Origin of the sequence: Halomonas alkalicola, assembly GCF_030704205.1 — a bacterium.
Taxonomy (GTDB): Bacteria; Pseudomonadota; Gammaproteobacteria; order Pseudomonadales; family Halomonadaceae; genus Halomonas; species Halomonas alkalicola.
In genome coordinates this window covers 1255847-1279267 of record NZ_CP131913.1, presented here as the reverse complement: position 1 = coordinate 1279267, position 23421 = coordinate 1255847, and the positions used below count along the sequence as shown (strand labels likewise).

At 70.0% G+C, this 23421-nt stretch carries 18 protein-coding genes and 2 pseudogenes; 15 read left to right on the top strand and 5 right to left on the bottom strand.

Annotated features, from left to right (window positions below; translation table 11 throughout):
* Positions 1–7 precede the first annotated feature (7 nt).
* Positions 8–1227: pseudogene (locus tag B6N23_RS06070) on the top strand (IS256 family transposase).
* Here B6N23_RS06070 and B6N23_RS06065 read toward each other — a convergent pair.
* Entirely contained in the window at positions 1209–2609 is a 1401-nt protein-coding gene (locus B6N23_RS06065; protein WP_305502850.1) for a threonine ammonia-lyase, read from the bottom strand. The pseudogene B6N23_RS06070 and the gene B6N23_RS06065 overlap by 19 nt on opposite strands.
* A 163-nt stretch (positions 2610–2772) precedes the next feature.
* On the opposite strand from B6N23_RS06065, the pseudogene B6N23_RS06060 reads away from it, so the two are divergent.
* A pseudogene (locus tag B6N23_RS06060) lies at positions 2773–3523 on the top strand (tellurite resistance TerB family protein).
* Positions 3523–3993 carry a phosphatidylglycerophosphatase A family protein gene (locus tag B6N23_RS06055; protein WP_305502848.1) on the top strand — a complete coding sequence of 157 codons (471 nt, stop codon included), beginning with the start codon at positions 3523–3525 and terminating at the stop codon, positions 3991–3993. The pseudogene B6N23_RS06060 and the gene B6N23_RS06055 overlap by 1 nt, the downstream one beginning before the upstream one ends.
* Here B6N23_RS06055 and B6N23_RS06050 read toward each other — a convergent pair.
* Complete coding sequence (locus B6N23_RS06050) at positions 3978–4556, bottom strand: gamma-glutamylcyclotransferase (RefSeq protein ID WP_305503723.1); 579 nt, start codon at positions 4554–4556, stop codon at positions 3978–3980. The two genes, B6N23_RS06055 and B6N23_RS06050, sit on opposite strands and share 16 nt — an antisense overlap.
* A gap of 146 nt (positions 4557–4702) precedes the next feature.
* Between B6N23_RS06050 and B6N23_RS06045 the strand changes: the two genes are divergently transcribed.
* Positions 4703–5269, top strand: coding sequence for an NnrU family protein (locus B6N23_RS06045; protein ID WP_302141416.1), 567 nt, complete (start codon positions 4703–4705; stop codon positions 5267–5269).
* 10 nt (positions 5270–5279) lie between these two features.
* Here B6N23_RS06045 and B6N23_RS06040 read toward each other — a convergent pair whose 3' ends face one another.
* Together B6N23_RS06040 and B6N23_RS06035 are read right to left on the bottom strand one after the other, a co-directional pair.
* Positions 5280–5795 carry a hypothetical protein gene (locus B6N23_RS06040; RefSeq protein WP_305502846.1) on the bottom strand — a complete coding sequence of 172 codons (516 nt, stop codon included), beginning with the start codon at positions 5793–5795 and terminating at the stop codon, positions 5280–5282.
* A 101-nt stretch (positions 5796–5896) separates the two neighbouring features.
* Complete coding sequence (locus B6N23_RS06035; protein ID WP_305502843.1) at positions 5897–6817, bottom strand: LysR family transcriptional regulator; 921 nt, start codon at positions 6815–6817, stop codon at positions 5897–5899.
* Between the two features lie 181 nt (positions 6818–6998).
* Between B6N23_RS06035 and B6N23_RS06030 the strand changes: the two genes are divergently transcribed.
* The 11 genes from B6N23_RS06030 (at position 6999) to B6N23_RS05980 (ending at position 21815) form a co-directional block, all read left to right on the top strand.
* The gene (locus tag B6N23_RS06030) at positions 6999–8510 is read left to right on the top strand and encodes a CoA-acylating methylmalonate-semialdehyde dehydrogenase (protein WP_305502841.1); all 1512 of its coding nucleotides are present in this window, start codon (positions 6999–7001) and stop codon (positions 8508–8510) included.
* A gap of 236 nt (positions 8511–8746) precedes the next feature.
* Positions 8747–10396 (top strand): GMC family oxidoreductase, encoded by a 1650-nt coding sequence (locus tag B6N23_RS06025; protein WP_305502839.1) that lies wholly within the window; start codon positions 8747–8749, stop codon positions 10394–10396.
* Between the two features lie 200 nt (positions 10397–10596).
* Entirely contained in the window at positions 10597–10803 is a 207-nt protein-coding gene (locus tag B6N23_RS06020) for a cold-shock protein (RefSeq protein WP_010629501.1), read from the top strand.
* Between the two features lie 232 nt (positions 10804–11035).
* Complete coding sequence (locus tag B6N23_RS06015; RefSeq protein WP_305502832.1) at positions 11036–12805, top strand: SLC13 family permease; 1770 nt, start codon at positions 11036–11038, stop codon at positions 12803–12805.
* 80 nt (positions 12806–12885) lie between these two features.
* Entirely contained in the window at positions 12886–13554 is a 669-nt protein-coding gene (locus B6N23_RS06010; RefSeq protein ID WP_305502830.1) for an alpha/beta hydrolase, read from the top strand.
* A 130-nt stretch (positions 13555–13684) separates the two neighbouring features.
* Positions 13685–14887: a tryptophan synthase subunit beta gene (trpB, locus tag B6N23_RS06005; RefSeq protein ID WP_305502828.1), complete on the top strand. Its 1203-nt coding sequence runs from the start codon at positions 13685–13687 to the stop codon at positions 14885–14887.
* 124 nt (positions 14888–15011) lie between these two features.
* Entirely contained in the window at positions 15012–16361 is a 1350-nt protein-coding gene (locus B6N23_RS06000; protein ID WP_305503721.1) for a sensor domain-containing diguanylate cyclase, read from the top strand.
* Positions 16362–16407: 46 nt separating this feature from the next.
* Entirely contained in the window at positions 16408–17052 is a 645-nt protein-coding gene (locus tag B6N23_RS05995) for a hydrogenase subunit MbhD domain-containing protein (protein WP_305502826.1), read from the top strand.
* Positions 17045–18493 (top strand): complex I subunit 5 family protein, encoded by a 1449-nt coding sequence (locus B6N23_RS05990; RefSeq protein WP_305502825.1) that lies wholly within the window; start codon positions 17045–17047, stop codon positions 18491–18493. The genes B6N23_RS05995 and B6N23_RS05990 overlap by 8 nt, the downstream gene beginning before the upstream one ends.
* Positions 18490–19995, top strand: coding sequence for a complex I subunit 5 family protein (locus B6N23_RS05985; protein WP_305502822.1), 1506 nt, complete (start codon positions 18490–18492; stop codon positions 19993–19995). Before B6N23_RS05990 ends, B6N23_RS05985 begins: the two co-directional genes overlap by 4 nt.
* Positions 19992–21815, top strand: a complete 1824-nt coding sequence (locus B6N23_RS05980) for a proton-conducting transporter transmembrane domain-containing protein (protein ID WP_305502820.1) — start codon at positions 19992–19994, stop codon at positions 21813–21815. Before B6N23_RS05985 ends, B6N23_RS05980 begins: the two co-directional genes overlap by 4 nt.
* 39 nt (positions 21816–21854) lie before the next feature.
* On the opposite strand, the gene B6N23_RS05975 is transcribed toward B6N23_RS05980, so the two are convergent.
* The gene (locus B6N23_RS05975) at positions 21855–23255 is read right to left on the bottom strand and encodes a PhoH family protein (RefSeq protein ID WP_305502818.1); all 1401 of its coding nucleotides are present in this window, start codon (positions 23253–23255) and stop codon (positions 21855–21857) included.
* Positions 23256–23421 lie beyond the last annotated feature (166 nt).

The window sequence follows — 23421 nt, the reverse complement described above, 5'->3', positions numbered from 1 at the left end:
CCCCACGATGACCAACAAGAGCATGGCACTGACGGAGCTGCTTGAAAAGCGAGCGGTGGCACCGGACTTCCTGCGTGAGACGCTGGCCTTCATGCTCCAGGAGCTGATGGAGCACGAGGTGGCCGAGCTGTGCGGGGCCGATCGCCACGAGCGCTCCGAGGAGCGGGTCAACCGGCGCAATGGCTACCGGGAGCGGCCGTTGGAGACGCGTATGGGCCGAGTGGATCTCAAGGTCCCCAAGCTCCGCCAGGGCAGCTACTTCCCCGGCTTCCTCGAGCCGCGGCGGATGAGCGAGCAAGCGCTCACGGCGGTGGTGCAGGAGGCCTACGTGCAGGGCATCTCAACTCGTAAGGTCGACGACAGCTGGTCCAGGCCATGGGGATGACCGGGATCTCCAAGTCGCAGGTCTCCCGACTGTGCGCCTCGATCGATGAGCGCGTCCAGAGCTTCCTGGAGCGGCCGCTGGAGGGGCACTGGCCCTACGTATGGCTCGACGCGACCTATATCAAGAGTCGAGAGCACGGCCCGGTAGCGAGCCAGGCGGTGGTGGTGGCCACGGCGGTGAATCAGGACGGTTACCGTGAGGTGCTGGGCCTCTCCGCAGGTCCGGCTGAGACGGAGGGCTTCTGGACGGCGTTCCTACGCTCGCTGGTGGCCCGGGGGCTGAAGGGCACTCGCCTGGTCATCTCCGACGCTCACGAGGGGCTGAAAAAGGCGATCGCGACGGTACTGACTGGGGCGGGCTGGCAACGCTGTCGAGTGCACTTCATGCGCAACGTGCTCTCGCAGGTCCCTAAGGCCCACCAGCCAGCGATCTCGGCGGCGGTGCGCACGGCCTTTGCCCAGCCGGATCAAGCCGCAGCGACGCGCCAGTGGCGGCAGGTGGCCGACAGCCTGCGTGAGCGCTTCGCCAAGGCGGCGGACTGCATGGATAGCGCCGAGGAGGACGTGCTGGCGTTCATGGCCTTCCCGAAAGATCACTGGCCGAAGTTGGCGTCCACGAACTGCTTGGAGCGGCTGAACAAGGAGATCAAACGGCGCAGCAACGTCGTCGGGATCTTCCCCAACAACGCGTCGGTGACGCGCCTGGTCGGAGCGGTACTGCTGGAGCAGAACGATGAATGGCAAGTCAGCCGCCGGTACCTGAGCCTGGAGAGCCTGGCCCCGGTGCTCAAGGAGGCGACTGAGGCAGGCACCGAACAATTGATTCACGAGGAGGCGGCGTAACAGTCAGCGAAGGCCGCGGTGGCCTCACCCGCTGTTACACCACTTGACGGGACACTACCCCTCCAAGGGTACGCCTGCGGTGCGACGGACGCTACGCGCAGAAAGCAGTACGGCATGGGGCGGGGGCTGGGGTAGCCGGTGTGGCGCGGCGTGCGGCGCTCGTCGGGATGCACCTCGTTGGCGGGCAGCACCGGGTCGTAGCCCTCGGCGCGCAGCGCCTCGATCACCTCCCGGGTGTGCTCGCTGCCCAGGGTCTCGAGCGTCGCCTCCACCTCGGTGGCGCGCAGCGAGAGGTCGGTGAAGGTGCGCTGGTGGGCGATCTGGATCACGTTGGCGCGCTGGTCGGCCAAGAGCCGGGTGAGCTCCGCCAGTGCCCCCGGCACATCGGGAATCGCCACCCGCACCCGCACGATGCGGGCGGTGCGCACCAGGCCCCGCTGAATCACCGAGGCGAGCGCCAGCATGTCGATGTTGCCGCCGCACAGGATCAGCCCCACCTTGCGCCCCCGGTAGCGCTCGGGGTCGGCCAGCACTGCGGCGAGCCCCGCGGCGCCGGCGCCCTCGGCCACCGTCTTCTCGATCTCCAGCAGCAGCAGGATGGCGCGCTCGATCTCGGGCTCGTCCACCAGCACGATGTCGCGCACCCGCTCGCGCACGATGGGCAGGGTCAGCCGTCCCGGCTGCTTCACGGCGATGCCCTCGGCCAGGGTGGCCAGGCCGCAGTGGATCGGCTCTCCGGCCAGCGCCTGCTTCATGGCCGGGAAGCGCGACGTCTGCACGCCGATCACCTCGATGGCGGGGTTGAGCGCCTTGGCGGCCACCGCGTTGCCGCCGATCAGCCCGCCGCCGCCGATGGGGATCACCAGGCACTCCAGGTCGGGCACCTCGTCGAGCATCTCCAGGGCGATGGTCCCCTGCCCGGCGATGATCCGTTCGTCGTCGTAGGGGTGCACGAAGACCAGGTCGCGCTCCTCGGCCAGGCGCCGGGCATAGTCGCCGGCCTCGGCGACCCCGTTGCCCTCCAGGTGTACCTCGGCGCCGAAGCTGCGGGTATTGCGCACCTTGAGGTTGGGCGTGTGGCGCGGCATGACGATGGTGGCGTGAATCCCCAGACGGGAGGCGTGGTAGGCCACCGCCTGGGCGTGGTTGCCGGCGGACATCGCGATCACCCCGCGGGCACGCTCATCGGCGCTGAGCGAGAGCAGGTGGTTGAGGGCGCCGCGCTCCTTGAAGGCGGCGGTGAACTGGTGGTTCTCGAACTTGATGTAGAGCTCGCAGCCGGTGAGCTGGGAGAGGGTGTGCGAGTGCAGGCAGGGGGGGCGCTCCACGCTGCCCCGGATGCGGGCGGCGGCCTGTCGGACGTCGTCGAGGGTCACGGTCATGGTGGGCGGCTCCGGGTTGGCTGAGCCCCCCATGATGCGTCGCCGTGAGACGCTTGTCGAAGCCGTCGCCGACCCCGCGAGGGAAACGCTTACCGAACCCCGGCGGCTGGGATAGAGTCCATCCAGGCACCCCTTCCAGGGTGATACTGACGAGGAGCATGCGATGAATGCCAGCAGGATACTGGAACAGCTGATGCAGCAGGCCGGTGGCCAGTCGGGCCGTCAGGGCGGCAGCGGGAGCCAGGGCGGTTCGGGCCTGGATATCAAGGGCATGCTGGATGGGCTCTCGCGCCAGCTGGGCGGTGGCGGCGAGGGGGGCGCAGCCGGGCAGGGCGGTGGCTCGGGGCTCGGGGCTGGACGTCAAGAGCCTGCTGGGCGGCGGCGCCCTGGGGCTGCTGGTCGGCTCCAAGCGTGGCCGCAAGCTGGGCGGCAAGGCGCTCAAGTACGGCGCCATCGCCGGAGTGGGCGCGCTGGCCTGGAAGGCCTGGCAGAACTCGCGCGGGCCGGGCGGCGAGTCGCCCGCCGAGGGCGAGCCGGTGGAGCGCCTGGGCGGTGAGGCCCGCGAGCGGCGCAGCCTGGAGCTGCTGCAGGCGATGATCATGGCGGCCCGTGCCGATGGCCATATCGACGACCAGGAGCGGGCGCTGATCACCCAGCAGATCGATGCCCTGGGTGCGGACCAGGAGCTGCACGCCTGGGTGGAGCGCCAGCTGGCGGCACCGCTGGATGCCGAGGCCCTGGCTCGCCGGGTCGATTCGCCCCAGGCGGCCCGCGAGATGTACCTGATCAGCGTGGCGGTGGTCGACGAGCAGAATGCCATGGAGCGCGCCTGGCTCGACCAGCTCGGCCAGGCCCTGGCGCTGCCCGGTGAGGTCACCGCGGCGCTGGAGCACCAGGCGCGCGAGGCCGGCTGATGGAAGCGGCGCTGATGACGCTGGCCACCGGCTTCGGCCTGGGGCTCTCGCCCTGGGCTTCGGGCACGGTGGGCTCACTGCTCGGCCTGCCGCTGGCCTGGTGGCTGCTGGGGCGCACCCGCCGCGTGCAGGCGGGCGTCACCCTGGCGCTGCTGCTGGCGGCGGTGCCGGTCTGCCACCTGGCCGAGCAGGCGCTTGCCGCCAAGGACGACGGACGCATCGTGCTCGACGAGATCGTCGCCTTCCCGGTGGCGGTACTGGGCCAGGCAGGGGCGCGAGCGCCCTGGGCGATGGCCTCCGCCTTCGTGGTCTACCGGGTGTTCGACAGCACCAAGCCGCCGCCGGTGACCCTGGCCGAGGCGGTGCCCGGCGGCGCCGGCATCGTGCTCGATGACATCGTGGCCGCCGCCATGACCTGGCTGGTGATGGCGGGCGGCCTCGCACTGTGGCGGCGTCAGGGGTCGTCCTGAGTGCCTGGCAGGCGCTGCGCCAGCCCGGAGACGTGGGGATCCTCCACGCCAAGCGCCTGCAGCGCGTCGGCCAGGTGGAGCAGGTAGTCGCGGTTGGCGCCGCTGGGGCCGTGGGCCCGGGCGATCTGCTCGGCGATGGCCTCGAGCGGGGCGTCGCCGAGGAAGGCGGCGTTGTCCTCGGTGGCCAGGTAGACCAGCCCCTCGGCGCGGCCGCCGGCCGGGTCGTCGAAGCAGAGGGTGATGACCTCGCGCAGGTAGCCGTTCTTCTCGCGCACATCCAGCGGGGCGAGTACCTCCGGGGTGATGCGGTAGGCCATGCCGTGGCACACCGCCCCGGGGTCGCGCACCAGGGTGGCCACCCGGCCAGGCGCCTCCGGGGTGCCGCGATGGTCGTGGGAGCCCTGCCAGAAGCGCCGCGACCAGCCGTGGATGAACGCCGGGCGCCGCTCCAGATAGGCGAAGTCGACCTTCCAGATCAGCGAGCCGTAGCCGAACAGCCAGATCTCGTCGTGGCCGTCGAAGTGGGTCATCTGGCGGTTGAGGGCGGTGGTGTCCAGGGCCATGGTCGTCGTGCAGCCGGTGGTGGAAAAGGAAGCTTCCATGATGCGTCGGCAGGCGGCGAAAGTCTAAGGGGGGAAGGAGCGCGACGTGGTCATGCGGGTGCGGTAGTCTGGCGGCCTGTTCACTTTCTGCTGATGGAGTCTCTGCCATGACCGTGATGATACTCGGCCTCTTGATCTTCCTGGGGGTTCACTCGGTGCGCATCGCCGCCGACGACTGGCGCAGCGCCAGGATCGCCCAGATGGGCGAGCTGCCCTGGAAGGCTGCCTACTCGGTGGTCTCGATCGTCGGCCTGGCGCTGGCGATCTGGGGCTATGGCCAGATGCGCCTGTCGCCCACCTGGGTGTGGTTTCCGCCGGTGGGGCTGCGCCACGCCGTGTCGCTGCTGATGATTCCCGCCTTCATCCTGCTGGTGGCGGCCTATGTGCCGGGCAACCACCTCAAGGCGAAGCTGGGCCACCCGATGATCATCGCGGTGAAGCTGTGGGCTTTCTCCCACCTGCTGGCCAACGGCCGGCTCGGCGACATCGTTTTCTTCGGCGCCTTCCTGCTCTGGGCGGTGTTCGACTTCCGCGCCGCGCGCCGTCGCCCAGCACCGCCGGCCCAGGCGGCGAGCGCGGTGCGTACGGCCATCACTGTGGTGGCGGGTCTGGTCGCCTACTATCTGTTTGCCTTCCATCTGCACGTCTGGGTCACCGGCGTGCCGGTGATGTGACCGCCTCGGCTTACCCCGCCGGTGAGCCGAGGGAGGCCAGCAGGGCCTCGTGATCATCGGCGATGGGGCCGGCGGTGTAGGGCATCGTCGGCCCCTCTTCATGGCAGGGGAAGCCCAGTGCCCGGGCCTGCTCCTGAAGCAGGGCCAGGAAGCGCTCGCCGTCGACGCGGTCGTTGGCGGCAGGCCAGCGGCAGCCCAGCAGGAAATGGGCCAGGGCGAAGGCGAGGCTCTCGCGCACCTCGAGATCCTGGCTGGAGCGGAAGGCCGCCAGGCGGATGCGGGCATGGGGATAGAGCAGCAGGAGGTCGCGGGCATGCTGCGGGGTCAGTGCCAGGCCGCTGATATCGCTCATGAAGCGGGCGGCCTCGGCGTACTGTCCGGCACTGGGCGTAAGCTCCCTGAGCTCCAGGTAGAAGCGGGAGGCCTCCTGGCGCAGGCGTAGCCGGAAGGCCGCATCGTTGCCGCCGGCGAAGCGCGCGGCCTCGGCGAGGTGCAGCGTGTTGCGGGGTGTGTCGATGAACAGCATGGCCGGCTCCCTGCGTGGCTGACTGCGCGAAGCCATGCCGGCCCCGCGATTCATCTTTCACTACTCACGCCATCCAACATGGTTCATGCCCTTGACCGCGGTCAAGTGACGGTTTGGCTCAGGGGCTCCCCCCAGACTCGCTCCAGCACCGCCAGGGCCTCGGCGATCACCGCTTCCTCGCCGCGGTCGCGCCGCCAGATGAAGCAGAGCGCGCAGGGCAGGCGGATCCCCTCGGCCACGGCGAGGCCACGCTCCTGGCGCTCGGTCATGGCCAGGGCGTCCCGGGCGAGGCTCAGGCCCACCCCGGCGCGCACCAGGTCGAGCATGCAGGCTTCCTGATCCACCTGGGCGACCCCGTTGGGGACGAGCTCCAGCGGGTCGAGCACGCCGTGCAGCAGGCGGTGATGCACGGAGTCTTGCGGGGTGACGATCCACGGCAGCCGGGCGAGCCGCTCCCAGTCGGTACCGGCCAGGCGGCTGCCCCAGCCGGCCGGGGCGATCACGTGGTAGTGGAATTGGGTGAGCTCGCGGTGGACGATCTCGTCGGCGGCCTCGCCGGGGCCTTCACCCGGCGGGGCGAGATAGAAGCCCACGTCGAGTTCGCCGCGGCGGACCCGCTCCAGCACGCTGCCGCTCATGCCGTGGGAGAGCTCCGTCTCGAGCTGCGGGGCGCGCTCCACCAGGCGGTGCAGGAAGGCGCCCAGGCGGATGAACTCGGGGTCGACGATGGTGCCGATCTTCAGCCTCCCGCGCAGGGTGCTGTGCAGGGCGCGGGCCTGCTCCTCGAAGGCAGCCACCGCGGCCAGCGCCTTCTGGGCGGCGGGCAGCAGCGCCTGGCCGTCTTCGGTCAGCGCCAGCCCCTGGGGGCGGCGACGGAAGAGGGTGAGCTCCAGGTTGGCCTGGAACTGCTTGAGCTTGAGGCTCACTGCCGGCTGGGTGAGGTGGAGGCGCTCGGCGGCCCGGGAGACGCTGCCTTCGTGGGCGACCGCAACGAAGGCGCGCAGGGTCTGAAGGTCCTGCATGGGGAGGCCTCTCGTTGTCATGGCATGATATTAGTAGAGCTTATATCCTGGTTTTGAATTACTCAATTGATTCGGGTGGCGCCGGGGCTAGTCTAGTGCCAAACAGGCGCGCATCCGTCGCTTCCTGTCACGGACAGTGGACGTCTGCCCCTCATTCCGACAACGACGAGACGAGACCACCATGAGCAACTCCAGCATCCTGCATTATATCAATGGGCAAATGACCGCCGGCGAGTCCGGCCAGAGCCAGGAGGTCTTCAACCCGGCCACCGGCCAGGTGAGCGGCCGAGTGGCCCTGGCCTCCCGCGCCGATGTGGATACGGCCGTGGCCGCCGCTGCCGCGGCCTTCCCGGCCTGGGCCGATACCCCGCCGATCCGCCGTGCCCGGGTGATGTTCAAGTTCCTGGAGCTGCTCAACGCCCACAAGGATGAACTCGCGGAGGCGATCACCCGGGAGCATGGCAAGGTCTTCACCGACGCCCAGGGCGAGGTGGCCCGCGGCATCGATATCGTCGAGTTCGCCTGCGGCATCCCGCAGCTGCTCAAGGGCGACTACACCGAGCAGGTCAGCACCGGCATCGACAACTGGACGGTGCGCCAGCCGCTCGGCGTGGTGGCCGGCATCACCCCCTTCAACTTCCCGGCCATGGTGCCGATGTGGATGTTCCCGGTGGCCATCGCCGCCGGCAACAGCTTCATCCTCAAGCCGAGCCCGCTGGATCCCAGCGCCTCGCTGCTGATCGCCGACCTGCTCAAGCGGGCCGGGCTGCCGGACGGCGTCTTCAACGTGGTGCAGGGCGACAAGGAGAGCGTCGAGGCGCTGATCGACCATCCCGAGGTGCGCGCGCTCTCCTTCGTGGGCTCCACGCCGATCGCCAACCTGATCTACGAGCGCGGCGCCCACCACGGCAAGCGCGTCCAGGCCCTCGGCGGCGCCAAGAACCACATGGTGGTGATGCCCGATGCCGACCTCGACAAGGCCGTGGATGCGCTGATCGGCGCCGCCTACGGCTCCGCCGGCGAGCGCTGCATGGCGATAAACGTTGCGGTCCTGGTGGGCGACGTGGCCGACCAGGTGGTACCGCGCCTGGCCGAGCGGGCCCGCGCCCTCAAGGTCAAGAACGGCATGGAGCTCGACGCCGAGATGGGCCCCATCGTCACCGCCCAGGCTCACCAGCGCATCACCGGCTATATCGAGAAAGGCGTTGCCGAGGGTGCCGAACTGGTGGTGGACGGCCGCGACTTCGATGCGGCAAGCGCCGGTGAGGGCTGCGCCGAGGGCTTCTGGATGGGCGGCACCCTGTTCGACCACGTCACCCCGGAGATGACCATCTACAAGGAGGAGATCTTCGGCCCGGTGCTGGTCTGCGTTCGGGTCCCCGACATCGCCACCGCCATCCAGCTGATCAACGACCACGAATTCGGCAACGGCGTGAGCTGCTTCACCGAGAGCGGCAGCGTGGCCCGTGAGTTCGGCCGCCGCATCCAGGTGGGCATGGTGGGCATCAACGTGCCGATCCCAGTGCCCATGGCCTGGCACGGCTTCGGCGGCTGGAAGCGCTCGCTGTTCGGCGACACCCACGCCTACGGCGAGGAGGGGGTGCGCTTCTACACCAAGCAGAAGTCGATCATGCAGCGCTGGTCAGACTCCATCCGCGGCGGCGCCGAGTTCGCTATGCCGACGCATAAATAAGGTTTTTCGCAGGCTAGCGTGAAACTGCCCTGTGGGAGCCCGGGTCCCCCGGGCGAATGGCGCCGCAGGCGCCCCGGCGGTGTTGGTGAGGTTGGCATCTTCCGCCAGGAGTCCTTCGGCCTCCATTCGCCGGGCAAAGCCCAGCTCCCACAAGAAGTTCTCAGCCTCAACCAAGGCTCATGCCAGTTTGCGAAATAAGCAGCACGAGCCACCATTTGCCGCAGTGAGATCACGCCATGGCTGATCAGGAATTCGACTATATCGTGGTGGGGGCCGGCACCGCCGGCTGCCTGCTGGCCAACCGCCTGAGCGCCGATCCGGCCAACCGGGTGCTGCTGATCGAGGCGGGCGGCCGCGACAACTACCACTGGATCCATATCCCGGTGGGCTATCTCTACTGCATCGACAACCCCCGCACCGACTGGCGCTTTCGCACCGAGCCCGACCCGGGGCTCAACGGCCGCTCGCTGATCTACCCGCGGGGCAAGACCCTGGGCGGCTGCTCGAGCATCAACGGGATGCTCTATATCCGCGGCCAGGCCCGCGACTACGACGGCTGGGCCGAGTTCACCGGCGAGTCCGCCTGGCGCTGGGAGAACTGCCTGGCGGACTTCATGAAGCATGAGGACCACCACCGCCTGGATGCGGGGGGCGACGCCGACGCCGCCCATCGCGACTTCCACGGCCACGGCGGCGAGTGGCGGGTCGAGAAGCAGCGCCTCAGCTGGCAGGTGCTCGACGACTTCGCCACCGCAGCGGTGGAGGCTGGCATCCCGCGTACCCGGGACTTCAACCGCGGCGACAACGAGGGGGTCGACTACTTCGAGGTCAACCAGCGCAAGGGATGGCGCTGGAACACCTCCAAGGCCTTCCTGCGCGGGGCTGAGACCCGCGGCAACCTGACCCTCTGGCACTCCAGTCAGGTGCTGGGGCTCGAGCTCCAGCGTGGGGAGAGTGGCGAGCCGCGCTGCACCGGCGTGCGCGTCGAGCGGGGCGGCGCCGAGGTCGTGGCCCGTGTGGCCCGAGAGGTGATCCTCGCCGCCGGAGCGATCGGCTCGCCCCAGCTGCTGCAGCTCTCGGGCATCGGCCCGGCGGCGCTGCTCGCCGAGCACGACATCCCGGTGGTGGTAGACCTGCCCGGGGTGGGGGAGAACCTGCAGGACCACCTGCAGATCCGTTCGGTCTATCGCGTCACGGGGGCGAAGACCCTCAATACCATGGCCAACTCCCTGGTGGGCAAGGCGAAGATCGGCCTGGAGTATGTCCTCAAGCGCACCGGGCCCATGAGCATGGCGCCGTCGCAGCTGTGCGCCTTCACACACAGCTCCGAGGCCTATGAGCATCCCAATATCGAGTACCACGTCCAGCCGCTGAGCCTGCCGGCCTTCGGGCAGCCGCTGCATGACTTCCCGGCGATCACGGCCAGCGTCTGCAACCTCAATCCCACCAGCCGCGGCACCGTGCGCATCACCAGCCGCGACCCGCGCCAGGCGCCGGCCATCGCCCCCAACTACCTGAGCACTCCGGAGGATCGTAAGGTGGCGGCGGACTCGCTGCGGGTCACCCGGCGCATCGCCGCCCAGCCCGCCTTTGCGAAGTACCAGCCGGAGGAGGTGAAGCCAGGCGTCGAGTTCCAGAGCGACGAGGACCTGGCGCGGCTGGCCGGGGATATCGGCACCACGATCTTCCATCCGGTGGGCACCACCAGGATGGGGCGCGACGACGATCCCATGGCGGTGGTCGACCCACACCTGCGGGTGCGCGGCGTGGCGGGGCTGCGCGTGGTGGATGCCGGGGTGATGCCCACCCTCACCAGCGGCAACACCAACTCGCCGACGCTGATGATCGCCGAGAAGGCCGCGGCCTGGATCCTGGCCGGGGAGTAACTTTCTCGTCATCGAAGGCAAATAGTGTTTGACCTGCGCCCGAGAAGGGCGCAAGCTGTGCGCAGTTGGTTAGCAAGTCGAAAATCGCAAGTGGTCATCGAAGGCTCATGGCATCGATTTCCCGGTGAAAGGTTTCTTGTTCTACCCACTGCAACTCGGGTATTTCCCGGAAAATCAATTGCTATTAGAGGAATTCGATAATGGCTACCGGTACTGTCAAGTGGTTCAACGACACCAAGGGCTTCGGCTTCATTTCTCCGGACGACAACGGCGACGACCTGTTCGCTCACTTCTCCGAGATCCAGGCTGACGGCTTCAAGACCCTGCAAGACGGCCAGAAGGTTTCCTTCGACGTCACCCAGGGCAAGAAAGGCCTCCAGGCTTCCAACATCAAGGTCATCGGCTAATCGCCAGCTGACACTGATGTGACTCCTTCGGGAGTCGAGAAAGGGCCCGCCACGTGCGGGCCCTTTTGCGTGTGCGCGAGTTGGCCCGGGAGGAGCGTACCGGGGAGCCGGCTCAGGCAGAAAGGTAGGATCGATATGGCTATTTGTGGAATAAGAGAAGCTCCACAAAGAACTTTTTAGAATAATCGGCGGGCGGCAGAATAGGGGTACTCTCGTTGACCGGATACCTGCCATGCCCCTGGACGCCTGGATCTCCCTCGCCGTCGTGATCGCCGTCTTTCCGCTGATGGCCTTCTCGCGGCTCGGGCCGGATATCGTCCTGCTGGGCGCGGTGATCCTGCTGCTGACGCTCGGCATCCTCGAGCCGTCCCAGGCGCTGGGCGGCTTCTCCAGCACTGGCCTGTTCACCGTGGCCTTCATGTATGTGCTGGTCACCGCCATCCGCCAGACCGGCGGCATCGACCTGATCATCCGCCATGTGCTGGGCCGGCCTCGCCGCGAGAGCGGCGCGCTGCTGCGCCTGCTGCTGCCGGTGGCCTCGCTGAGCGGCTTTCTCAACAACACCCCGGTGGTGGCCACCTACATTCCCGCGGTGCTGAGCTGGAGTCGCCGCGTGCGCGTGCCGGCTCACCGCCTGCTGATGCCGCTCAGCTTCGCCTCCATCCTCGGCGGTACCATCACGCTGTTCGGCACCAGCACCAACCTAGTGGTGCACGGCCTGCTGGTGGACCGTTCGCCCGAGCTTGCCATGGGGCTCTTCGATCTCGCCTGGGTGGGCGTGCCGGTGGCGGTGATCGGCCTCGCCTACCTGATCCTGCTGGGGCCGCGGCTGTTGCCGGCGCGGCGCGGCGCGGCGGCGGCCTTCGAGAACCCCCGCGAGTTCACCATCGAGATGGAGGTCGACCCGGAGGGGCCGCTGGTCAATCGCACGGTGGAGGAGGCGGGGCTGCGCCACATCCAGGAGCTGTTCCTGGTGGAGATCGAGCGCGACGGCAACGTGGTCAGCGTGGTGGGGCCCGGCGAACGGCTCAAGGGCGGCGACCGGCTGGTGTTCGCCGGCACCAGCGAGGGGGCAGTGGAGCTGCAGCAGGTGCGCGGCCTGATGCCGTCGCGCCACGGTGAGTCGAGCCTGGAGAAGGACTTCAAGGAGCGGCGCCTGGTCGAGGCGGTGGTCTCCAGCCAGTGCCAGTTCGTCGGTCAGCGCATCCGCGACGGCCACTTCCGCACCCTCTACGGGGCCGCCGTGCTGGCGGTGTGCCGCGGCGGCGAGCGGGTCGCCGGCAACCTCGGCCAGGTGCGCCTGCAGCCCGCCGACGTGCTGCTGCTGGAGGCACGCCCGCCCTTCATCGAGCGCCATCGCCAGTCGCGGGACTTCCTGCTGATCAGCCAGCTCAACGGGGCGGCACGCCCCGTTCACGAGAAGGCCTGGCTGGCCTGGAGCATCCTGGCCGGCGTGGTGGCCCTGGCCAGCCTCGGGGTGATGAGCATGATGAATGCGGCCATGCTGGGGGCGGCGATGGTGCTGCTGACCGGCTGCTGCTCGGTGGGGGCCGCCAAGCGCGGGCTGGATACCCAGGTGCTGCTGACCATCGCCGCCTCCTTTGGCCTAGGCGCGGCGCTGGAGAGCTCCGGGGCCGCGGCGGCCCTGGCCGGAGGGGCCCTGGCGCTGGCGGATGGCAACCCGCTGCTGCTGCTGGTCGGGACCTACCTGCTGGTGGCGCTGCTGACCGAGCTGGTCACCAACAACGCCGCCGCGGTGATCACCTTCCCGGTGGTGATGGCCAGCGCCGAGAGCCTGGGGGTGAACCCGATGCCCTTCGTGGTGGCGGTGATGTTCGCCGCCTCGGCGAGCTTCCTCACGCCTATCGGCTACCAGACCAACCTGATGGTGCACGGGCCCGGAGGCTACCGCTTCGGCGACTTCCTGCGGGTGGGCGGGCTGCTCAACCTGATCACCGCCGCGGTGGCCCTGACGCTGATTCCGCTTATCTGGCCCTTCTGACGGACCTGGCGTCTCGCCGCCGCCATGGCTTTGCGGTAGGGTGTCGGGTCTGATTTCCCCGACCAATGGAAGCCCTCCCCATGAGCCAACCCGGTGAGCTGATCATCGAGCCGAAGGGCGGCAAGCCCGCCGATGCCTGTGTCTTCATCCTGCACGGCCTGGGCGCCGACGGCAGCGACTTCGAGCCGCTGGTGCCGGCCCTCTCGCTGCCGGCCGACGCCAGCGTGCGCTTCATCCTGCCCCCTGCGCCGCGCCTGCCGGTGACCATCAACGGCGGCATGGTGATGCCGGCCTGGTACGACATCCTCGAGATGAACCTGGGGCGGCGCGTCGACGAGCGCCAGCTAAAGGCCTCCGCCGAGCGCATCCAGGGCCTGGTGCGCGAGCAGATCGGCCACGGCATCGACAGCCGTCGGATCATCCTGGCCGGCTTCTCCCAGGGCGGGGCGGTGGCCTACCAGGCGGCGCTCTCCTTCGAGCAGCCGCTGGGCGGCCTGCTGGCGCTCTCCACCTACTTCGCCACCGCGGAGAGCATCGCCCTGGCCGAGGCCAACCGCGAACTGCCCGTCGAGGTGCACCACGGCAGCTTCGACCCGGTGGTGCCCGAGACGCTCGGCCGCGCGGGCTTCGAGCGGGTCAAGTCGCTGGGCTATCCGGCCCACTATCGCCAGTACCCCATGGCCCATGCGGTCTGCCCCCAGCAGGTCGCGGATATCGGTCACTGGCTGAGCCAGCGTCTGTCACGCTGACCCCGGTGGCAGGCCCCTCCGGGCGAGCCCCCAGGCCCCGACCCGGCTCGCCCAAGGTCGCCTCGACACCGTCGGGGCGGCTGGGCAAACTGTGCCGACGACCTTTCGGCATGCCTCCAGGACAGACACCATGAGCACTTCCCCCTTCGCCAATCTCCCCGATGCCCAGGGCTATTTCGGTCGCTTCGGCGGCCAGCTGATTCCGCCGGAGCTCAAGGCGGTGATGGACGAGATCGACGCCGCCTACGAGGAGATCCGCGTTCGCGAGGACTTCCAGCAGGAGCTGGCCAGCCTGCTCGCCGACTACGTGGGCCGGCCCAGCCCGATCTTCCACGCCCGGCGGCTCTCCGAGAAGCTGGGGGGTGCCCAGATCCACCTCAAGCGCGAGGACCTCAACCACACCGGCGCCCACAAGATCAATCACTGCCTGGGTGAGGCGCTGCTGGCCAAGTTCATGGGCAAGACCAAGGTGATCGCCGAGACCGGCGCCGGCCAGCACGGCGTGGCCCTGGCCACCGCCTGTGCCCTGGTGGGCATCCCCTGCGAGATCCACATGGGCCAGGTGGACATCGAGAAGGAGCACCCCAACGTCACCAAGATGAAGATCCTTGGCTGCACCCTGGTGCCGGTGACCCGCGGCACCGCGACCCTCAAGGATGCCGTGGACAGCGCCTTCGAGGAGTACCTCAAGGACCCGCACAACTTCATCTACGCCATCGGTTCGGTGGTGGGGCGGCACCCCTTCCCGAAGATGGTGCGCGATTTCCAGTCGGTCATCGGCCGCGAGTCCCGCGAGCAGTTCCTGGCGCGCCATGGCCGCCTGCCGGACCACGTCACCGCCTGCGTGGGCGGCGGCTCCAACGCCATCGGCATGTTCACCGCTTTCCTGGAGGACGAGGGCGTGCATCTGGTGGGCGTGGAACCGGCCGGCGAGGGCCTCGATACCCCGCGTCACTCCGCCACCCTGACGCTCGGCAAGCCCGGCGAGATCCATGGCATGGCCTGCTACGTGCTGGAGGATGAGGCCGGCAACCCCATGCCGGTGCACTCCATCGCCTCCGGCCTCGACTACCCGGGCGTGGGCCCCCAGCACAGCTACCTCAAGGAGCAGGGCCGGGTCGACTACCAGAGCGCCAGCGACGAGGAGTGCCTCGAGGCCTTCCTGACCCTCTCCCGGGTCGAGGGCATCATCCCCGCCCTGGAGAGCGCCCACGCGGTGGCCTGGGCCATGCGCGAGGCGCCGAAGCTGCCCGCCGACCAGCACATCCTGGTCCACCTCTCCGGCCGCGGCGACAAGGATGCCGACTACGTGGCGGACAAGCTCGGCCTCTAGGCGCTGCCCCGGCCAAGCGCCATCGGCCATGCGTACAGGTGCCAGGCCACGCATTCTGGGTTAGGGTGGAGGGCGGACTCGGAGAGGTCCCTTCACTTGACGCAGGGAGTGTCGTGGCTTGGGCATGGAGATAGTCAGGCGGACATGGCAGCGCTGGCGGGCCGGAGGCGAGGAGAGCGCCCCCGGCCTCGATGCGCTGCTGCTCGCGCACTATCCCGGGGCGGTCATGCTGCTCGACGAGCAGGGCGTGGTGTTGCGCGTCAATCCCGACTTCGAGCGCCATGCCGGCCACCCTCCCGACCAGCTCCTCGGTCGTCGGGCGGTGACGCTGGATGCCGACCCCCTGCATGGCGGTTTCGCCCTCGCTCTCGATCACTGCTTCACCACGCGGCAGGCATGGCGTGGCGTGCTCCTCTGCCGGCGCGCCGATGGTGCCCCGCGCCACCAGACCACCATGATCCAGCCCTTGGAGGAGCGCCCTGGTGGCCCGCTGCGGCTGCTGGTGATCCAGTATGACGTCACCGGCATGCGCGAGCGGGAACTCCACGATCGGCAGCTGCTGGCGCGGCTCGAGGGCACCGTCTCGCGCCTGCCCGGGGCGGTGTTCCGCCTGCGCCAGGATGCGGCCGGCCATCTGGAGCTGCTCTATGCCAGCGAAGGACTGGTGGCGCTGATCGGGCAGACGCCCGAGCGGGTGATGGACGATATCGAGCGGCTGCTGGGTCGGGTGGTGGCGGAGGATCGACGCCGGCTCGAGGTGGTCCTGGCGCAGTCGGCGGTGAGCCTGGAGCCCTGCCAGCTGGAGCTGCGTCTCGACCTGCCGAGTGGCCAGCGCTGGCTGGAGGCCCGCGCCCGGCCGCAGCGTCGCCGCGACGGCAGCACTCTGTGGGACGGCCTGCTGGTGGAGATCACCGAGCGCAAGCACGAGGAGTTCAAGGTCCGCCGGCTGGTCAGCACCGACATGCTCACCGGGGCGCTGAACAGGCGCGCCTTCTTCGAGCAGGGCGCGGCACTCCAGGCGCGTGCCCAGCGCCACGGCGAGGCCCTGCCCCTGGCGATGCTTGACCTCGACCACTTCAAGGCCCTCAACGATACCCACGGCCATGCCGCCGGCGACCTCGCCCTGCAGGCCTTCGCGGCCACCTGCCGCGAGTGCCTGCGCCCCTACGACCTCTTCGCCCGCATCGGCGGAGAGGAGTTCGCCGTGCTGCTGGTGGATATCTCGCTCGACGAGGCCTGGCCCATCCTGGAGCGCCTGCGCCGGGCGGTGGAGGAGATCGTCCTGGAGGTCGAGGGGGCGACCATCCGCTTCACGGTCAGCCTGGGCCTGGCGATCCTGCTCCCCAACGGCAGCCTGGAGGGCGCCCTGGGCGATGCCGACCGGGCCCTCTACCGGGCCAAGCACGAGGGGCGCAACCGGATCTGCGGGCCCGGCGGCGCCTCGCCGCTTCCCCGCGACGCTGATCCAGCGTGAGGGGGTGCCCTGGCATTCACCCCGCGAAGTGGTCAGGATCTTCGTCATGACGTCGATTGCCCTGATTCTCCTGGCGCTGCTCTGCCTGCTGGACCGGCAGCTCGCCCGCGCCTGCCTGGCCTTCATCGCCTTCGCCCTGGTGATGGCGCTCGCCTGGTGGCGGCTGGGGGCTCCCTGGCTGGCCGCTGCCGAGGCGCTGCTGGGCGCGCTGCTGTCCGGCGCTGCCCTCTTCCATGCGCTGGGTCGCGCCGGCGACGTGCCGCGCCTGCCCCAGCGGGACACCACGCCGCGCTCCGGCCTCCGGGCGGCGGTGCGTTGGCTCGCCGTCCTGGCCTGGCTCCTGCTTGCCGGCCTGGCGCTGGTGGGACTGCTCGCCAGCGAGCGGCTCTCCCTGCGCGGGACCGCCATGCCGGCCCTGGTGCCGACGGGGCTCGGGGTGATGGCGCTGGGGCTGTGGGCCTTCGCCCCCCATCGCCACCTGCTGCGCCGGCTGCTGGCCTTCAACGTGCTCGGCTCCGGCGTCTTCCTGCTGCTGGCGGGGCTTGCGGGCACCGCACCCGAGGTGCAGGGGCTGATCCTGGTGGGGCTGACGGTGGCGCTGGGCGGCTCGGTGCTGGGCGCCCTGCTGCTGCGCCGCCTGCATGCCCTGGAGGGCAGCGTGATCCTCGAGCCCGAGGCCGCCCATGAGTGAAGCCGCAAGCCTGCTGCTGTGGCTGACGCTGGCGGCGCCGCTGCCACTGGGCCTGCTGGCCCTCTGGAAACCGCCGTGCCAGATGCGCACGGTGGTGCTGGCCACCGGGGCGCTGCCGCTGGCGACGCTGTGGCTGCTGCCCAGAGCGGGGGAGGGCGCGCTGCACGGCAGCCTGGCGCTGGGTGGGCTCTCGCTGCACTGGCGGCTGGATGCCCTGGCGGCGCTGCTCCTGCTGCTGACCCAACTGGTGCTGCTGGCCAGCGCCGCCTACGGCGTGGGTCACCGCCGCGCGGCGCTGGCCGCCGACGCGCCCCATGCGCGCTTCTGGCCGCTGCTGGGCGGCCTGGCGTTCGCCCTGGGGGTGATCTGGGTGGCCGCCGACCTGCTGCTGCTCTATGCCGGCCTGGAGCTGATGGGGCTGTGTGCAGTGGGCATGATGCTGCTGCCCGGCAAGGCCGAGGCGATCCGCGCCGGCCTGCGCTACCTGCTCTACGCCCTGGTGGGATCGCTGGCCTGGCTGCTGGGGGTGGCGCTGCTGCTGGGTGCCTGGGGCACCCTGGAGCTGAGCGGCCTGGCCGCGGTGGCCGAGCCCGATGCCACCACCCGCATCGCCATGGCGCTGCTGGCCGGCGGCCTGCTGCTCAAGGCGGCGATCTTCCCGCTGCATGGCTGGCTGGCCCCGGTGCATGCCAGCGCCTGGACCCCGGTCAGCGCCGTGCATGGCGCCCTGGTGGTCAAGGCCTCCTTCTTCATCCTGATCACCCTGTGGCGGCGGCTGCTGCCGGAGGCCGAGGGGGCGGCCTGGGCGCTGGGCCTGCTGGGGGCGGCGGCGGTGCTGTGGGGCGGGCTCAAGGCGTGGCGTGCCGACTCCCTCAAGCAGGTGGTGGCCTGGTCCACGGTGGGCCAGCTCTGCTACCTGATGCTGGCCTTTCCGCTGCTGGCCGGCGCCGCCGCCTCGGTGGCGTCGCTGGCCTGGCAGGCCACCTGGCTGCAGCTGGCCGGCCACGCCCTGGCCAAGGCGGCGATGTTCATGGCCGCCGGCAACCTGCTGTTTTCCACCGGTGCCAGCCGCCTGGTCGACCTGGCCGGCACCAGCCGCCGGCTGCCGCTGTCGCTGATGACCTTCGGGGTGGCCGCGGTGACCCTGATGGGGCTGCCGCCCAGCGCCGGCTTCACCGCCAAGTGGTTGCTGCTGCAGGCCTCGCTGGAGGCGGGCCAGTGGCCCTGGGCGGTGGTGCTGGTGCTCGGCACCCTGCTGACCGCCGCCTATGTGTTCCGGGTGCTGCGCTGCTCCTTTGTGGAGGAGGCTCCGCGCCATGAGTTCCATCCCCTGCCGCGGGGCACCGACCTTACGCCGCTGCTGCTGGCCCCGGCCGCGGTGGGTCTCGGCCTGGTGGCGGAGTGGCCGTTGTCGCTGCTGCGCCAGGGAGGGGTGCCATGAGCGGGGCCTTCTTCCCGGTCGCCACCCTGGCCACGTCGCTCGCGGCGGCAGCGATCATCTTCCTGCTGCCGGAGGGTGCCTTCCGCGCCCGGACCGGGCTCAACCTGGCCGCCGCCGTGCTCAAGATCGGCCTGGTGGCCTGGATGGTGCGTGGCCTCAGCCAGGGGCATGCCTACGCTGTGGAGTTCCCGGTGCTGGAGGGGCTCGCCTTCGTGCTGCGCGCCGACCCCCTGGGCATCATGTTCGCCGGGCTCTCCTCGCTGCTGTGGCTGTTCACCACCATCTATGCTATCGGCTACCTGGAGGACTCGCCCAACCGGCGGCGCTTCTTCGGTTTCTTCAGCCTCTGCGTGGCCAGCACCCTGGGCATCAGCCTGGCCGGCAACCTCTTCACCTTCCTGATCTTCTACGAGCTGCTGACCCTCTCCACCTACCCGCTGGTGGCTCATCGCGGCACCCCCAAGGCGCTGGCCGCGGCCACCCTCTACCTGCGCTTCACCCTGACCGCGGGGCTGGTGCTGATGATCGGCATGGTGGCGCTGCACGCCCTGGCCGGCGATATCCGCTTCGGCCAGCGGGAGATCCTCGCCGAGTTCGGCCCCGAGCAGCGCGGCGTGCTGATCGCCATCTTCTGGGTGCTGATCGCCGGCTTCGGGGTCAAGGCGGGCCTGGTGCCGCTGCACGGCTGGCTGCCCCGGGCCATGGTGGCGCCGGCGCCGGTCAGCGCCCTGCTGCACGCGGTGGCGGTGGTCAAGGCCGGCGCCTTTGGCATCGTGCGCTTGGTCTATGACGTCTATGGCGCCGAGCTCAGCCACGCCCTGGGGCTGCTCACCGGGCTCGCCGTCATCGCCACCGTCACCATCCTCTATGGCTCCGTGCGCGCCCTGGCCCAGGTGGAGCTCAAGCCGCGGCTGGCCTTCTCCACGGTGAGCCAGGTGAGCTACATCGTGCTCGGGATCGGGCTGTTCGGGCCCCTGGGCACCATCGCCGCGCTCTCCCACCTGCTGCACCAGGGGCTGATGAAGATCACGCTGTTCTTCTGCGCCGGCAACTATGCCGAGGAGCTCGGTATCCACCGCATCGATGAGCTCGATGGCGCGGGACGACGCATGCCGCTGACCAGCCTGGCCTTTACCGTCGGCGCCCTGGGGATGATCGGCCTGCCGCCACTGGTGGGCTTTCTCAGCAAGTGGTACCTGGGCACTGGGGCGGTACAGGCCGGGATGTCCTGGGTGATCGCCGTGCTGGTGGCCAGCAGCCTGCTCAACGCGGCCTACTTCCTGCCGATCCTCTACCGGCTGTGGTTCCGGCCCGGCCCGGCGCATGGGGTGGGCACCTGGCCCGAGGAGCGCCATCTGGGCCGCCTCGAGACCAATGCCTGGCTGCTGCTGCCGGTCATCGCGACGGCGCTGTTCAGCGTGATGGCGGGGCTGCTGGCCGGGCTGCCCTACAGCCCGCTGGAGTGGGCGACCCGGGTCGCAAGTCTGGAGTACCTGCCATGAGCCAGGAGATCTTCGCCCTGCTGATGATCGCCGCGCTGCTCTGGCCGCTGCTGCTGGGGTTGCGCCAGCCGCTGATGGCGGCCCTGGCCGGGCGCGACGAGGTGCGTTTCCCGCTTGACCCGCTGTGGGCCACGGCGCCGCTGCCGGCGCTGGCCCTGGCGCTGCTGGGCGGCGACGGTGAGCTGTCGATGGCAGCCTGGCTGCTGGGCGGGGTCTGGGGACTGGACGAGCCGCGTCGGGTGCTGCTGGCGTTCACCGCGCTGCTGTGGCTGCTCGCCGGCTGGTATGCCCGCGGCTATCTGGCCGGGGACGGCGAGCGGGCGACCGCCGGGGACGGCGCGGCGGCCACGCGCCTTGCCCGCTTCGCCGTGCTCTGGCCGCTGACCCTCTCCGGCAACCTGCTGCTGCTGGTGGCCGAGGACATCGCCAGCTTCTACCTGGGCTTCGCGGTGATGACCTTCGCCGCCTACGGCCTGGTGATCCACTCCGGCACCCGGGATGCCCTGACCGGCGGGCGCGCCTACCTGATCATGGCGGTGCTCGGCGAGGGGCTGATCCTGGGCGGCCTGCTGTGGGGCGCCGGCAGCCTGGGAGTGCTGACCCTGGGCGAGCTGCGCGAGGGGCTCGCCACGCTGGAGCAGGGCGCCTGGATCGGCGTGCTGCTGTGGCTCGGTTTCGGGGTCAAGGCCGGCGTGGCGGGCCTGCACCTGTGGCTGCCCCTGGCCCACCCGGTGGCGCCGACGCCGGCCAGCGCCGTACTCAGCGGGGCCATGGTCAAGGCCGGGGTGGTGGGCTGGATGGCGACCCTGCCGCTGGGCGAAACCGCCACCGCGGAGGGCATCGCCTGGCTGGGCCGCGCCATGCTGGCGGTGGGACTGGTGGGGGCTATCGGCGCTGCCCTGGTGGGCGTCTGCCAGCGCCACCCCAAGGCGGTGCTGGCCTACTCCAGCGTCAGCGTCAGCCAGCTCGGCATGCTGGCCGCCCTGGTGGGGGCGGGGCTCACCGCCCCCGCGCTGTGGCCGGCGCTGGTCCCTGCCGTGGTGCTCTTCGCTGCCCACCACGGGCTCACCAAGGGGGCGCTGTTCCTGGGCGTGGGCATCGCCGAGCATCCGCCGCGGCTGCCGTCCTGGGCGCTGACGCTGCTGCTGGCCGCCCCGGCGCTCTCCCTGGCCGGCGTGCTGGGTTCCGGGCTTGCCACCAAATGGGCCTTCAAGGAGGCGCTCTACGACGGTGGCTACGCGGGCCTGGTGACCTGGCTCTCCCTGGCGGCGGTGGGCACCACGGCGCTGATGGCGCGCACCCTGTGGTGCCAGTGGCCGGGCGAGCGGCGGGCCCGGGGGGATGGGCTGATGCCGCTGGCCGCTCCCATGCCGCTGGCCTGGCTGCTGCTGATGGCCAGCGCCCTGGCCCTGCCGCTTTGGCTGCCGGTACTGGGCATGGCGCCCGCCTGGCCGCCGGCGGCGGAGCTCATCGGCCTCCTGTGGCCGGCCCTGTTGGGGCTCTCGCTGTCGCTGCTGGTGGGGTGGCTGGTGCATCGTGGGGTGCTGCGGGCGGCATGGCGGCGTCCGCCGCCGGGGGATCTCTGGTGGCCGCTGGCCCATGGCCTCGACCGGCTGTGGAGGGCCGCCGTGCCCGGTCTGGAGCGGCTGGCCGCACGCAAGGCGGGCTGGGTGGCGTGGTGGGTCGGCCTGGAGCGGTCGGCCACCGCGGCGCTGGAGGCGCTGGGCGAGGGGGAGGCGTGGCTGCGTCGCCACGCCGCGGTGTTGATGGTGGTCGTCGCCGTGGGGCTCGCCCTGGTGCTGCTGTTCAGCGCCGCCTGAGGCCGGTGGGGGCCTCAGGCGGTAGCGGGCGGTGGCGTGTCAGAGCAGCTCCTCGCCGGCCAGGGCCAGCCGCGAGCGCTCGACGCTCTTCAGGGTGATATGTCCGGCATGGGGCCAGTCGCGGAAGCGCTGCACCACCGCCGCCATCCCGCAGCTGTTGGCGGTGAGGTAGGGGGTGTCGATCTGGCCGACGTTGCCCAGGCAGACGATCTTAGTGTTGCGCCCGGCCCGGGTGACCAGCGACTTGAGCTGCTTGGGCGTGAAGTTCTGCGCCTCGTCGATGATCAAGAAGGTGTCGTTGAGGGTGCGCCCGCGCATGAAGCCCGGTGAGCGGATCTGCACCCGGGCGCCGAGCAGCTGGCGGGTGGCGCCGTTGTCCCAGCTCGATTCCCCGTTCTCGTCGCGCAGCAGGTTGTCCATGTTGTCGTGGAAGGCGCCCATCCAGGGCGACATCTTCTCCTCCTCGGTGCCGGGCAGAAAGCCGATATCCTCGCTCATGGAGATGGGGGCCCGGGTGAAGACGATGCGCTCGAAGCGCTTGGTGTCCAGGGTCTGCTGGAAGGCCGCGGCCAGGGTCATGAAGGTCTTGCCGGTGCCGGCGCTGCCGGCGATGGTGACCAGGTCGATGTCGTCGTCCATCAGCAGGTTGAGGGCGAAGTTCTGGCGGCAGTCGCTGGCATGCACCCCCCAGACGCTGGCGCCGTGGCGATAGTTGGTGAGCAGGTCGAGGCGGGCCCGGCCTCCGCTCACCTCGCGCACGATGGCCTCGAAGCCGGCCTCGCAGTCACCGTCGGCCACCAGCATGCCGGGGTGCCAGTCGGCGGGGATCTCGCCGTTGAGGTGGTAGGTCACCCGCTGGCCCTCGCGCTCGACGCTGACGTCGAGTGACAGGCCGTTCCACAGCTCGCTGCCGGCGTCCGGGTAGACCCTCACCCCCTCCAGCATGGCGTCGCTGTCGTCGAAGGCGCGGTCGTTGAGGTAGTCCTCCACCGGCACGCCCAGGGCGGCGGCCTTGACCCTGAGGTTGATGTCCTTGGTGATCAGGATCACCGAGGCGTCCGGGGGCTCCTGGCGCAGCCGGCAAGTCTCGGCGAGGATGCGGTTGTCGGGGTTCTCCTCGAGGGGCTCCAGGGGCGTCAGGTCGGTGTAGCAGAGCAGCCGCAGGCGTCCCTCGGGGCCGTTCAGGCGCACAATGGGAATGCCGTCGCGGATCTGTTCGAGTCCGACGTTGGCGGTGAGGTCCGAGAGGGTGCGGCTGACCTGGCGGGCGGTGCGGGCGATCTCGCGAGCGCCATTCTTGTGCTTGTCGAGCTCCTCGAGCACGGTCATGGGGATGACCACCTCGTGCTCATCGAACTGGTAGAGGGCGGCTGGGTCGTGGAGCAGGACGTTGGTGTCCAGCACGTAGAGACGGGTGGCCTTCTTGTCGATGCGTACCATCGGCGCAGCTCTCCTGATTGTCGCGAGCGGGCGTCGTTTATGACGTCCCTATGTCGACACTGTCAGCGCACGATGTCAGGAAAGTGACAGGGCCGACGGTGTCGTGCGGCGCTGATCCTCCCTCCTGTTGCCTTGGACAGACGGCGGGGCAGCGAGTGCCCCACCC